Source organism: Flavobacterium sp. 270, assembly GCF_004368785.1.
In the GTDB taxonomy this organism is placed as follows: domain Bacteria; phylum Bacteroidota; class Bacteroidia; order Flavobacteriales; family Flavobacteriaceae; genus Flavobacterium.
In genome coordinates this window covers 171,605-185,343 of record NZ_SODM01000003.1, presented here as the reverse complement: position 1 = coordinate 185,343, position 13,739 = coordinate 171,605, and the positions used below count along the sequence as shown (strand labels likewise).

Here is a 13,739-nt window from a genome sequence, read left to right as displayed (position 1 = left end):
AGAGTTGATTCGTCATACTAATAACTAAAACCGAAAAAATTTGGAAACCATATTAAAAATTGAGAATCTTCATAAAAGATACGGGCGTATTCAAGCCTTAAAAAATGTATCTTTTGATATACAAAAAGGTCGTGTGTACGGCATTTTAGGTCCTAACGGAAGTGGAAAATCAACTACTTTAGGTATTGTTTTAAATGTTGTAAATAAATCTTCCGGAAGTTACAGCTGGTTTGATGGAAAAGTACAGACATACGAAGCTTTAAAAAAAGTAGGCGCTATTATAGAAAGACCGAACTTTTACCCGTATATGACGGCCGAAGAAAACCTAAAATTGGTCTGCAAAATAAAGAATATTAGTTACGCTAAAATTCAGGAAAAGTTAGATTTAGTGGGTTTGTTCGAAAGAAAGGACAGCAAATTCAGTACTTTTTCTCTAGGGATGAAACAGCGTTTGGCAATTGCATCGGCACTTTTAAACGATCCTGAAATTTTAATTTTAGACGAACCTACAAATGGTCTAGATCCACAGGGAATTCATCAGATTCGAGATATTATCAAAAAAATTGCTTCGCAGGGAACAACTATTTTATTGGCTTCACATTTATTAGACGAAGTCGAAAAAGTGTGTTCGCATGTAATTGTTTTAAGAAAAGGTGAAATTTTATATTCAGGTTCTGTTGACGGAATGTCTTCTAATGAAGGTTTCTTTGAAGTTCAGGCAAATGATAATGAAGTGCTGAAAACTGTTTTAAGCGAACATGTTGCAGTTGACCGTGTAAAAGAAGAAGACGGAAAGGTTTTGGTTTATTTAAAATCAGATATTTCAGCATCAGAATTGAATTTGTATTTGTTTTCTAAAAATATTGCGCTAAGTCATTTAGTAAAACGCAAAAATAGTTTAGAAGCACAATTTTTAGAATTAACCAAAAACACGACCTCAAAAAACTAAACCATGAAGAGATTATTATCTATAGAATTGCAAAAAATCTGGATGAATAAAGCCAGTCGTGTTCTTACACTTACCTATTTTATTTTACTTTCATTTATCGCTTTATCTGTTTCAATTAAATATGATATTGGTCCTATTCATGTTGATCCGGCAGAAATGGGAATTTTCAATTTTCCGTTTATCTGGCATTTCAATACTTATTTTGCCACTTGGTTTCAATTTTTTCTTGGTGTAGTAATCGTTTCGATGATGGCAAATGAATATAGTTACGGAACTTTAAAACAAAATTTAATAGATGGTTTAAGAAAAGACGAATTTATCTTATCTAAATTTTTAACGGTTGTCTTTTTCGCATTATGTTCTACCATTTTTATTTTTATAATGAGCTTAATATTAGGGTTATGTTATTCTTCTTATAATGAATTTGGTATAATTTTTAGTGATTTAGAATATCTATTGGCTTATTTTATTGAACTGGTTGGCTTTTTCTCTTTTTGTTTATTTGTTGGGATTTTAATAAAACGTTCTGCTTTTGCTTTAGGTTTTATACTTGTCTGGCGCATTTTAGAGTGGATAATAATGTTTCAGGTTTTACCCCGTAATATTGTAGGAAGTTACATTTCGCAAATTCTGCCATTAGAATCAATGTCTAATTTAATTGTTGAGCCTTTTACAAGATTGTCTCTAATCAAGACTATTGGAAATCAGATTGGAATTGCAGCTTCCAAAGATTACAGCGTGCATTGGTATTCAATTTTAATTGCTTTAATCTGGACTTCCTTATTTGTTTGTTTTTCTTACAAAATATTAAAAAATCGAGATTTATAGTATATTTGCTCTACTATGAGTCATTTTAAAACATTTCTATTCTTTACACTTATCAGTTGCGCATTTGCCACGGTAAATGCGCAAAATATAACCGTAGATCCTACTAAAACACCAGCCGAATTAGTACAAAACGTTTTAATAAACAGTTCTTGTCTAACTATCGATAATATAAATGCATCGGGAACTCCGGAAATGAACAGACAGAGTTATGCTTCGTTTTCTTCAGGAGGCGGTGCTTTTCCTTTTGCAAATGGTGTTGTTTTAAGTACATCACCCAGTAAAAATGTCGAAGGTCCGTTTAATAAAGCAACTTCAGTTGGGGTAAAAAATGAAAGCTGGCTTGGCGATGAAGATCTCAATCAGGCACTAAATATTAGCAACAGCACGCAAGCTACAGTGTTAGAATTTGACTTTGTAGCTTCTACAAATTTTATCAGCTTCAATTATATCTTTGCTTCAAATGAGTATCAAAGTTATTATCCATGTGAATTTACGGATGGTTTTGCCTTTTTGATAAAAGAAGTCGGTTCTCCTGATAATTATAAAAACTTAGCTGTTTTACCCAACACTACGACAGCTGTTTCTGCTGTAGAAATTCATCCAAAAATTGATCCCGTTACTTTTCAGGGAATTGTAAAAAACGGATGTGATGCTATTAATGAAAATTACTTTAATGGTTATAATACGGGAAGCAGTCCCATTAATTATGCAGGGCAGACGAAAGTAATGAATGCTCAGACTGATGTAATTCCGAATAAAAAATATCATCTAAAACTAGTAATTGCAGACGATAATACTCGTCAATTTAATTCTGCTGTTTTTCTAGAAGCAGGAAGTTTTTCTTCTAAAATAAATTTTGGACAAGACCGAACTACTGCAAATAATAATCCGCCTTGTTTTGGCGAAACTGTACCTTTAAATACACAACTTGATCCGTTGCAGTATGATTTTAAATGGTATAAAAACGGAGTACAGATTTCAGGTATAAATCAAGCTTCTTATAACGTTACTGAAACTGGAACTTTTAAGGTTGAAGCAGATTTAAAAGGAACAACATCGTGTACTTCTGTAGGAGAAATTAAAATTGAATTTACACCCGAAATTTTATCTACAAATTCTACTTTGGTGCAATGTGATGACAACTCAGATGGTTTTTCAGCCTTTAATTTGAGTAAAGCAGATAATCTTATCAAAAATAACGTTGCTGCTATTACAGTTAAGGGATATTATGAATCATTAGCAAATGCTCAGGCAAAAACCAATGCAATTGCAACACCGGAAAAATACACAAACAAAAGCGCGAATCAAATCGTTTTTGCAAGATTGGAAAACCAATACGGCTGTTATAAAATTGCAGAAGTAACTTTGCAAATTTCAAATAAAGCTATTGCAGATCAGGCTCCCGTAAAAACTTGTGACGGCGACGAAACTCAAGATGGTTTATATCAATTTGATCTTAGCGCGCAAGTTACACCGCAACTTATTTTGGGTCTGCCTCTTGGCTTAACTGCTAATTATTATCTCACTCAAAATGATGCTATTGCAGAAACAAATGCACTTCCAAATATTTTTAAAAACACAACTCCCAATTCTCAAATAATTTATGCGAGAGTGGCAAATGGTGCAGATTGTTATGACATAAAACCAATTACTCTTGTTGTCAATACTTTTAATCCGCCAAATTTTCAAGACGAAGAAAAATATGTTTGTAAAGGCGAAGCAATTGATTTAGCTGTAGCGAATACTTTTAGCAGTTATTTATGGAATGACACGGCGCAATCTACCACTAACACTATTACCGTTTCTGTACCTGGAAATTATTCGGTAAAAGTAACGGATGCCAATGGCTGTGAGAAAACTAAAAATTTTAAAGTTGTATTGTCTGAGCCTGCGGTAATAACTGATGCTGTTATAAAAGATTTTGCTGGACCTGAAAATTCTGTTGTTTTGCAGTATACCGGAGTTGGAAATTATGAATTTTCTTTGGATGGAATTGTTTTTCAGAATGAACCTAATTTTGATGGTGTAAATCCGGGAATATATCGCGCAATTGCAAGAGATAAAAACGGCTGCGGATTGTCTAATTCGTTTTTGTTGTACGTTTTGGATTATCCGAGATTTTTTACTCCAAACGGAGACGGTTATAATGATGTATGGTATGTTAAAAATATAGACCAACTTCCTGATTATATCATTTCTATCTTTGATCGTTATGGTAAATTTTTAAAACAAATGAATCAAAATGGTTCTGGTTGGAACGGAATTTTTAACGGACAGCAATTGCCTGCTGATGATTATTGGTTTACTTTACTTTTTGTAGATGGAAAAACGGTAAAAGGTCATTTTAGCCTAAAAAGATAAAATGACTTTTTGATTTATTTGTTTTGTATATTTGATTGTGATGCAAAAATATATGAAATCCATCCGATTACTCTTACTTCTTATTTTAACGTTATTAGTTACGCTGCCAAGTTATGCCCAGAAAGAAGCGGCAATCTGGTATTTTGGTTATGGAGCGGGGTTAGATTTCAATTCTGGAAATCCTGTTCCCCTGACCAACGGAAAACTATTTACCAATGAAGGCTGTACGAGTATTTCTGATAAAAACGGAAATCTTCTTTTTTATACTGATGGTTCAATTGTATACGACAGAAACCATCAGGTTATGCCAAACGGAAGTGGATTATTAGGCCATCGCTCTAGTACACAATCTGCTATTATAGTTCCAAAACCCAAAGACGCCAATATCTATTATATTTTTACTGTTGATGAACCAAATCCTAAAAATGTAGATCCAGATACAGCTAATGATGAAGATCCTCCCAATAGCGGCTTAAATTATTCTGTTGTAGATATGCGGTTAAACGGCAATTCTGGCGATATCACAACAGAAAAAAACGTTCCTCTTATTACGTATGATCCTGCTAACAGCGAAGATGTAAAATTTAAATGTTCTGAAAAAATTACCGCTGTACAGCACAGTGACGGAATTTCGTTTTGGGTAATAACCCATTTCAAAAACACTTTTTACAGTTTTCAGATCAATACAACGGGTATCAATAAAACTCCGGTTACAACAGTACTTTCTCAAAATATACCGCTTGGAGGTTATAATACAAATGCTATTGGTTATTTGAAAGCTTCTCCAAACGGAAAAAAAATTGCTATGGCAAACATGGCTGTGAAAGAATCCAATGTTACCACCATAAACGGGCAGATCATCAGAAATACCGGAAATGTAATTCTGTATGATTTTAACGCCACGAATGGTACATTAAGCAATGAACTCAAAGTTTTAGACAATTCAAATCCTTATGGCGTTGAGTTTTCGCCAAAATCTGCAAAGCTTTACGTTACCTTCAACAGATATAACCCTGCAAATGGCGTTTCTTTAGGAAGCTCTTTAATTCAATACGACTTAAAAAACAGTAATGTTTTAAGTTCAATGCAAGTCATTAATACCAACGATTATGTTGCCGGAGCATTACAACTTGCTATAGACGAAAAAATCTACAGAGCCGGTTATTCTACTACAGATGACAACAGTACTCATATATCAGTAATAAACAATCCGGAATCAGATGGCGTGAGCTGTAATTACATTCAAAATAAAATTGATTTAAGAAGCGGTATTTCTAAACTTGGACTTCCGCCTTTTATAACCTCTTTATTCCTTTACACATTTGATTATGAGTTTAATTGTTTCGGACAATCAACTCATTTCTTTATCAATTCTGGAGAAACAATTGATAATGTACATTGGGATTTTGGTGACGGAAGCACTTCTAATAATAAAGACGCTTATCATACATACGCCAGCGCTGGAGATTATAAAGTGACTTTGATTAAAACCGTAAACGGTGAAAACAGAGAACCAATAGAGCGTGTTATTACTATTTATGAGACGCCAACTATAATGACAACGCCTTATAAATTAATTCAATGTGATACTCAGGATAATAATTCTTTAGACGGGCTTGCCACTTTTAATCTTTCTGCTGCTAACGAACCTATTTCTTTAGGCAATAAAGATTATGAAGTATACTATTATCATTCCAAAGCTGAGGCTGAAAATGATATTGATAATACTGCATCTTTAAATATTATTTATCAAAACACTATTCAAAAAGAAACGCTTTATGCAAAAGTAACACAGCCCAATTCGTCTTGCTTTAGTATTACAACAGTGATTTTACAGGCAAATCCAAGTATCTCAATTATGCCCGAAGATCTTCATAAATGTGAAATAGAAAATGGAAAGGCTGATTTTGATTTAGAACAGAAAAAACAACAAATTAAAACACAGTTAAATTTACCGGCCGATGTTAAATTGTTTTTTTATAACAGTGAAAATGATGCTTCATTATCATTAAATGAAATTAAAAATACGATTACAACCAACTCAAAACCTGTATTTATAAGAGCAGAAAATAGTGAAGGCTGTTACGGAACAGGAAAATTTGATTTATTTGTAGATCCAGTTCCTGTCTTAACGCCGCCAGAACCACAAGTTATTTGCGAATCTCAGGCTAATCCATCTTTAACTTTACAATCCGGAATTCCAGCTGCTCAAACCGATCAATATGAATATCAATGGTCAACCGGAGCAACTACTCCAACAATCAACATTCATCAGGAAGGAAACTATACCGTCAGCGTTAAAAACAAATCTAATTGTAGCGCAACATTAGAAATTCCAGTAAAATTATCTCATTTAGCAGTAATCAATAATCTCGAAATTAATGATCTTAATACTTTAAATGAAGTTATTGTAGATGTAAATAATGCTGGAGATTATCAATATATGATTCAATTTCAGGACGGTGGCACGACTGGTTTTCAGAATTCTGAAATCTTTCAAAATATTCCCGGAGGTTTTCATCAATTAATTATCGAAAATATTGATGGCTGTGGCAGAATTGTAAAAAACTTTGCGGTTCTAAATGCTCCAAAATTCTTTACACCAAACAATGACAACTATAATGATTATTGGAATTTTAGCGGGATAAATGATCCTATTTACAAAAATGCTGTAATCTTTATTTATGACCGTTACGGAAAACTTCTAAAACAATTATCTCCTTTAAGCACAGGCTGGGACGGAACTTACAACAAAGCACAAATGCCTGCTGATGATTATTGGTTTACCATAAAACTCGAAGACGGAAGAGAAGCAAAAGGGCATTTTAGTTTGAAAAGATAAGAAAGGTTAAATTTCAATTTTTTAAATTCCAAATTCCAACTAAAACTTGAAACTTGAAACCTGAAACTTCAAACTTGAAACCAAAAATTATAATCCAAAAAAAAATCCCAAACTCCTAATTGGAATTTGGGATTTCTATATTGAAATTTAAAATGATTAGATTTTAAATCTTTTTCTATCAGTTTCTGTCAAATATATTTTTCTTATACGAATAGATTTTGGAGTAACTTCAACATATTCATCTTTTTGGATGTACTCTAAAGCTTCTTCAAGAGAGAAAATGATTGGAGGGATAATTCTTGCTTTTTCATCATTTCCAGATGAACGAACGTTAGATTGTTTTTTCTCTTTCGTTACGTTAACAGACATATCATCTGCACGAGAATTTTCTCCAATTACCTGACCTTCATAAATTTCAGAATTTGGCTCAATGAAGAATTTACCACGATCTTGTAATTTATCGATAGAATAAGGAATAGCTTTTCCTTTTTCCATAGAAATCAATGAACCTTTGTTACGTCCGGCAATTTCTCCTTTGTAAGGCTCATATCCTATAAAACGGTGTGCCATAATAGCCTCACCCGCTGTTGCAGTAAGCAATTGATTACGTAATCCAATAATTCCACGAGATGGAATATTAAATTTAACAACCATACGCTCTCCTTTAGTTTCCATAGAAAGCATTTCACCTTTACGAAGTGTAACGAATTCAACTGCTCTACCTGAAAGGTTTTCTGGTAAGTCAATTGTTAACTCTTCGATTGGCTCACATTTTTTACCATCAATTTCTTTGATGATAACTTGTGGCTGACCGATTTGTAACTCATACCCTTCTCTTCTCATTGTTTCAATAAGAACAGATAAGTGAAGTACACCACGACCAAAAACCATAAATTTATCAGCAGAATCAGTTTCACCTAACTTCATAGCTAAGTTTTTCTCTAATTCTTTTGTCAATCTTTCTCTAATATGACGAGAAGTTACAAATTTACCTTCTTTACCAAAGAATGGAGAGTCATTGATAGTAAACAACATACTCATTGTTGGCTCATCAATAGCAATAGATGCTAAACCTTCAGGATTTTCATGATCAGCGATAGTATCACCAATTTCAAAACCTTCAACTCCAACAATAGCACAAATATCTCCAGCAATTACTTCTATTACTTTTTTACGTCCAAGACCTTCAAAAGTATGTAATTCTTTAATTCTTGATTTTGTTACAGTACCATCTCTTTTTACCAAAGAAATTGGCATTCCTTCTTTTAACACACCTCTTTCAAGACGACCGATAGCGATACGACCTGTAAAAGCTGAGAAATCTAAAGATGTAATCAACATTTGAGGAGTTCCTTCTGATACTTTAGGAGCAGGTACATTATCAACAACCATATCCAATAATGCTTCAACATTATCAGTTACGTTTTCCCAATGATCAGACATCCAGTTGTTTTTAGCAGAACCATAAACTGTTGGGAAATCCAACTGCCATTCTTCAGCACCTAATTCAAACATTAAGTCAAAAACTTTTTCGTGAACTTCTTCAGGAGTACAGTTTTCTTTATCAACTTTATTGATAACTACACAAGGTTTTAAACCTAAATCAATAGCTTTTTGTAGTACGAAACGAGTTTGTGGCATTGGCCCCTCAAAAGCATCGACTAACAAACATACACCATCGGCCATGTTTAATACACGTTCAACTTCACCTCCAAAATCCGCGTGGCCAGGAGTGTCAATAATATTGATTTTTGTTCCTTTATATTGAACAGAAACGTTTTTAGAAGTAATAGTAATACCTCTCTCACGCTCTAAATCGTTATTATCAAGAATTAAATCACCTGTATTTTCGTTGTCACGAAATAATTGACAGTGATACATAATTTTATCAACCAAAGTGGTTTTACCGTGATCGACGTGGGCAATAATTGCAATGTTTCTAATAGATTCCATCTGAGATTTTTAATGGGTGCAAAGGTACACTTTATTTTGATATAAAAAACGTTTATACGATAGTTTGCGTAAAGACAAGTAATTAACGTGTGTAAATATATAATTTTGATATCAAATTGAATTATAGTTATTGTATACATATTGTTAATTTAACTATATTTGAAGTAATGAAAAGTAAAACTCTCCAAATTACTCTAATTTACGTTATCATATCTATAATTATGGCAATAATATGCCATAAAATTCTCACTACTTACTTTTCTAAAACAGAATATTTTTATCTATTTTTCATAAAAGACATTCTGTATATTTTAATTACAGGCCTAATTTTCAAGCAAATACTTTCTAAAAACGACAATAAAAATATTGCGGTATTTGAAAAGTTAAGGGAGACAAATGAAGAACTCAAAGAATCGAATGAAAAATATGATATTGTAGCAAAAGCCACAAGTGATACCATTTGGGACTGGAAAATACAAGAAGACAGCATTAACTGGAACAAAGGAATCGAAGGTGTTTTTGGCTATAATCCATCTGAAGTTGGAAAAACATCTAAATGGTGGTTTGACAAAATTCACCCGGAAGACAGCATTAGAATGTCTATTAAATTATATTCATTTATTGAACAAAAAACCGAAAAATGGCAGGATCAATACCGATTTAAATGTGCCGATGGAACTTATAAATATGTTTTAGACAGAGGTTTTTTATTAAAAGATGAAAACGGAAGAGCCATAAGAATGATAGGTGCTATCCAGGATATTACCAAACAAAAAGAAGAAGAACAACGATTAAAGCTTTTAGAAACCGTAATCACACAATCTAAGGATTCGATTTTAATTACAGAAGCAAATTCTGTCAATCGTAGAATCCCTAAAATAGTGTATGTAAATCCAGCATTTTCACAAATGTCAGGATATTTATCTAATGAAATAATAGGTAAATCGCCAAACATTTTCAAAGGTCCAAAATCTGACTCAGAAGAATTAAAAAAACTTTTGAGAGCTATAAAAAACGAAGAAGAGTGCTTAATAGAAACTATTACATACACTAAAAATAAAGAAGAATATTGGGTTCGTTTTTCGATGATTCCTATTTTTAACAGCGAAGGTATTATCTCACACTGGATTTCTATACAAAGAGATATTACTGACGAGAAAAAATTAGAAACCGAAAAAGAACATCTTATTCGCGAACTAACACAAAATAACAAAGATTTAAAGCAGTTTTCTTACATCACATCACATAATCTACGCGCACCTTTATCTAATTTAATCGGACTTTTAAATCTTATTGAAGACATACCAATTGAAAATGAAGAACTAGAAGAAATTCTGGCTGGTTTTACCAAATCTACGCATTTGCTAAACGAAACCATAAATGATTTGGTTAAAGTGATCATCATTAAAGACAACCCTTCGATGCAAAAAGAAGAAGTTTCTTTAAAAGAAGTATTCGAAAATGTATTTAGCCAGTTGTCATTTCAAATTGAATTACACAAACCCATTATTAAGCTGAAATTCGAAAGAGTACCACTATTAAACACAAACAAAGCATACATAGAAAGTATTTTACTGAATTTATTAACGAATTCTATAAAATACAAATCAGAAAACCGAAAATTAAAAATATCAATTATTGCAGAACAAATAGACCATAAAGCAATACTAACTTTTAAGGACAACGGAATCGGGATAGATTTAGAACGTAATCGAGATAAAGTCTTCGGGCTATACCAAAGATTTCATAACTATCCAGACAGCAAAGGACTAGGTTTATACCTTGTAAAATCGCAGGTAGAAACAATGGGAGGAACAATTAGCATTGACAGTGAAGTCAATAAGGGAACGACATTTACAATAACATTCAAAAATTAGATATCATGCTCGAGCAAATTTTATGCATTGATGACGACCCAATAACATTGATGCTATGCAAAAAAGTAATTGCAAAATCAGCATTTTCAAAAGAAGTTATTACAGCTCAAAATGGCGAAGAAGCACTGCATCATTTTAATACTTTAAAATACACTAACAATAAAAACAAAGTAAACAAAAAACCCGAATTGATTTTTTTAGATCTAAATATGCCGGTTATGGGTGGCTGGGAATTTCTAGATCATTTTACTTCACCAGATTACGCAGAATTCAACACTGCCAAAGTAATTGTATTGTCCTCTACAATTGATCCCGAAGATTTAGCCAAAGCAAAAAGATATCCTATTATAATCGATTTTCTCTCAAAACCTATCACACAACCAATGTTGGAATACCTTAAAAAGAAGATTGACTTTTAGATTAAATAAATTCCAATTAAAAAAATCCAAATTCCAACTCTGTATTAGAAATCATAAAATCCAAATTCCAATCTTATTTTGGAATTTGGATTTTTTTAAAATTGTAATTTATGCTAAAATATATAAACAAAAAAAGTCCTCTAAAAGAGGACTTTTATATATTAGGAAATTGTAATTAATTACAATTTAGCAACATGCTTAGTTAATTTAGACTTCAAGTTAGAAGCTTTATTATCATGAATGATGTTCTTTTTAGCTAATTTATCAATCATAGAAATTACAGTTGATAATTTTGCAGTAGCATCAGATTTATCAGTAGCTATTCTTAATGCTTTAATAGCATTACGAGTAGTTTTATGTTGATATCTGTTAAGAACTCTTCTTTTTTCGTTACTTCTGATTCTTTTTAATGCTGACTTATGATTTGCCATTTTCTTTTAATTTTAGATGTAATAATTAATTTATAAATACTAGTTAAAAAAGAAAAACCTCCCACAATTGAAAAACAATCACTTTGGTTTTAACTAATAAAATAAAAACCGAGACACCAGTCCTTATTTCACAAAACTTATTCACAACTAATTTTTGTAGTCTGTAAGGGAATCGAACCCCTGTTACCAGGACGAAAGCCTGGAGTCCTAACCCCTAGACGAACAGACCGATTCTTCTAAGTTTTTTCAATTTTAATCAATTGAATATTGTAGCCCGTAGCGGAATCGAACCGCTCTTACATGGATGAAAACCATGCGTCCTAACCGATAGACGAACGGGCCATTTTTAACATCAAGTTAAATAACATTTCGCAGTAAAAAGTAGTAGCCCGTAGCGGAATCGAACCGCTCTTACATGGATGAAAACCATGCGTCCTAACCGATAGACGAACGGGCCTGCTTCTCTAATGCGGATGCAAAGATACATCTATTTTTAAGATGCACAATAGCTGATGTAAAAAAAATTAAAAAATTTTAATATGCCTTCGCAAAAAGCACTCTTTTTGTAGACGGATTACCAGTAAATACACAGGTTCCCGCCTCTTCAACAGCGTCCAAAGGAATACATCTAACTGTCGCTTTTGTTAAGTCTTTTATTTTCTCTTCAGTAGCTGCAGTTCCGTCCCAATGAGCCGATACAAAACCGCCTTTTCCATCTAAGATTTCTTTAAACTCCTCAAAATTATTTACTTCCGTAATATGAGTATTTCGATAATCCAATGCTTTATCAAATAAATCCTTTTGAATCTGCTCCAAAAGATCATTTACATAATTTACGATTCCTTCTGCAGAAACTACTTCTTTTGACAAAGTATCGCGTCTTGCAACTTCAAAAGTTCCGTTTTCTAAATCTTTTGGACCAACGGCAATTCTAACAGGAACTCCTTTTAATTCCCATTCAGCAAATTTAAATCCTGGTTTTTGTGTCGTTCTGTCATCATATTTAACCGAAATCCTAAGTTTTCTAAGTTTTGCCGTTAAATCATTTACCGCAGCAGTAATTTCTGCCAATTGTTCATCCGTTTTATATATAGGAACAATTACAACTTGTATTGGAGCCAAATTTGGAGGCAGTACTAATCCCTGATCATCCGAGTGCGTCATAACCAAAGCTCCCATCAAACGAGTAGAAACTCCCCAAGAGGTTCCCCAAACATGTTCTTGTTTTCCTTCTGCATTAGCAAATTTTACATCAAAAGCTTTTGCAAAGTTCTGACCTAAGAAATGTGATGTTCCGGCTTGCAGTGCTTTTCCATCCTGCATCAAAGCTTCTATACAATAGGTTTCATCTGCCCCTGCAAAACGTTCTGTTTCTGTTTTTATACCTTTTACAACCGGAATCGCCATAAAGTTCTCAACGAAATCAGCATAAACATTCATCATCTTTTCTGATTCTTCTACCGCTTCTACCTTTGTAGCATGCGCAGTATGTCCTTCCTGCCATAAAAACTCAGCAGTTCTTAAAAACAAACGTGTACGCATTTCCCAACGTACCACATTTGCCCATTGATTGATTAGCAAAGGTAAATCTCTATAAGATTGTACCCATCCTTTATATGTAGACCAAATGATAGCCTCACTAGTTGGTCGAACAATAAGTTCTTCTTCTAGTTTAGCATTCGGGTCCACCATTAATTTTCCCGGTTTATCTGGATCATTTTTTAATCTGTAATGCGTTACAATAGCACATTCTTTTGCAAATCCTTCTGCATTTTTTTCTTCAGCTTCAAACATGCTTTTCGGCACGAATAAAGGAAAGTAAGCGTTTTGATGTCCTGTTTCTTTGAACATTCTGTCCAGTTCAGCCTGCATTTTTTCCCAAATAGCATATCCGTATGGTTTAATTACCATACATCCTCTAACTCCTGAATTTTCGGCTAGATCTGCTTTTACAACCAGCTCGTTATACCACTTTGAATAATCTTCTGATCTTGTAGTGAGGTTCTTACTCATATTGAATAGTTTGGCACAAATTTTGTTTTAATAATTTTAACTAAATAGTTTGACAAAACTAACTAT

The 13,739-nt window shown here is 33.0% G+C and carries 9 protein-coding genes and 3 tRNA genes; 6 read left to right on the top strand and 6 right to left on the bottom strand.

Annotated elements, in window-relative coordinates; genetic code table 11:
- Positions 1 to 40: 40 nt before the first annotated feature.
- From EV144_RS12260 to EV144_RS12245, 4 genes are read left to right on the top strand one after another with little or no spacing between them, the layout of a single operon-like run.
- Complete coding sequence (locus EV144_RS12260; RefSeq protein ID WP_134149178.1) at positions 41 to 949, top strand: ABC transporter ATP-binding protein; 909 nt, start codon at positions 41 to 43, stop codon at positions 947 to 949.
- 3 nt (positions 950 to 952) lie between these two features.
- A complete protein-coding gene (locus EV144_RS12255) occupies positions 953 to 1,777 on the top strand; it encodes an ABC transporter permease (protein WP_134149177.1) in 825 nt (274 codons plus the stop codon).
- Between the two features lie 15 nt (positions 1,778 to 1,792).
- Positions 1,793 to 4,138: a T9SS type B sorting domain-containing protein gene (locus EV144_RS12250; protein ID WP_134149176.1), complete on the top strand. Its 2,346-nt coding sequence runs from the start codon at positions 1,793 to 1,795 to the stop codon at positions 4,136 to 4,138.
- Between the two features lie 52 nt (positions 4,139 to 4,190).
- The gene (locus EV144_RS12245; RefSeq protein ID WP_166670568.1) at positions 4,191 to 6,980 is read left to right on the top strand and encodes a T9SS type B sorting domain-containing protein; all 2,790 of its coding nucleotides are present in this window, start codon (positions 4,191 to 4,193) and stop codon (positions 6,978 to 6,980) included.
- Positions 6,981 to 7,136: 156 nt separating this feature from the next.
- Here EV144_RS12245 and typA read toward each other — a convergent pair whose 3' ends face one another.
- Positions 7,137 to 8,933, bottom strand: a complete 1,797-nt coding sequence (gene typA, locus EV144_RS12240; RefSeq protein ID WP_134149173.1) for a translational GTPase TypA — start codon at positions 8,931 to 8,933, stop codon at positions 7,137 to 7,139.
- A gap of 221 nt (positions 8,934 to 9,154) precedes the next feature.
- On the opposite strand from typA, the gene EV144_RS12235 reads away from it, so the two are divergent.
- Together EV144_RS12235 and EV144_RS12230 are read left to right on the top strand one after the other, a co-directional pair.
- Positions 9,155 to 10,810, top strand: coding sequence for a PAS domain-containing sensor histidine kinase (locus EV144_RS12235; RefSeq protein ID WP_243854660.1), 1,656 nt, complete (start codon positions 9,155 to 9,157; stop codon positions 10,808 to 10,810).
- A 5-nt stretch (positions 10,811 to 10,815) separates the two neighbouring features.
- Entirely contained in the window at positions 10,816 to 11,229 is a 414-nt protein-coding gene (locus EV144_RS12230; RefSeq protein WP_134149170.1) for a response regulator, read from the top strand.
- Between the two features lie 179 nt (positions 11,230 to 11,408).
- Here the strand turns inward: EV144_RS12230 and rpsT are convergent, their stop codons facing one another.
- From rpsT to proS, 5 genes are all read right to left on the bottom strand, one after another.
- Positions 11,409 to 11,660: a 30S ribosomal protein S20 gene (gene rpsT, locus EV144_RS12225; RefSeq protein ID WP_089051601.1), complete on the bottom strand. Its 252-nt coding sequence runs from the start codon at positions 11,658 to 11,660 to the stop codon at positions 11,409 to 11,411.
- Between the two features lie 157 nt (positions 11,661 to 11,817).
- Positions 11,818 to 11,889 (bottom strand) — tRNA-Glu (locus EV144_RS12220).
- Positions 11,890 to 11,930: 41 nt separating this feature from the next.
- A tRNA-Glu gene (locus EV144_RS12215) sits at positions 11,931 to 12,002 on the bottom strand.
- 43 nt (positions 12,003 to 12,045) lie between these two features.
- Positions 12,046 to 12,117, bottom strand: a tRNA-Glu gene (locus EV144_RS12210).
- A 77-nt stretch (positions 12,118 to 12,194) separates the two neighbouring features.
- Positions 12,195 to 13,673 carry a proline--tRNA ligase gene (gene proS, locus EV144_RS12205; RefSeq protein WP_134149169.1) on the bottom strand — a complete coding sequence of 493 codons (1,479 nt, stop codon included), beginning with the start codon at positions 13,671 to 13,673 and terminating at the stop codon, positions 12,195 to 12,197.
- Positions 13,674 to 13,739 lie beyond the last annotated feature (66 nt).

Bases quoted from the DNA above. Each gene is read 5' to 3' on its own strand.
- EV144_RS12255 (WP_134149177.1), top strand. From the start codon at position 953: ATGAAGAGATTATTATCTATAGAATTGCAAAAAATCTGGATGAATAAA.
- EV144_RS12250 (WP_134149176.1), top strand. From the start codon at position 1,793: ATGAGTCATTTTAAAACATTTCTATTCTTTACACTTATCAGTTGCGCA.
- EV144_RS12245 (WP_166670568.1), top strand. From the start codon at position 4,191: ATGAAATCCATCCGATTACTCTTACTTCTTATTTTAACGTTATTAGTT.
- typA (WP_134149173.1), bottom strand. From the start codon at position 8,933: ATGGAATCTATTAGAAACATTGCAATTATTGCCCACGTCGATCACGGT.
- EV144_RS12235 (WP_243854660.1), top strand. From the start codon at position 9,155: ATGGCAATAATATGCCATAAAATTCTCACTACTTACTTTTCTAAAACA.
- EV144_RS12230 (WP_134149170.1), top strand. From the start codon at position 10,816: ATGCTCGAGCAAATTTTATGCATTGATGACGACCCAATAACATTGATG.
- rpsT (WP_089051601.1), bottom strand. From the start codon at position 11,660: ATGGCAAATCATAAGTCAGCATTAAAAAGAATCAGAAGTAACGAAAAA.
- proS (WP_134149169.1), bottom strand. From the start codon at position 13,673: ATGAGTAAGAACCTCACTACAAGATCAGAAGATTATTCAAAGTGGTAT.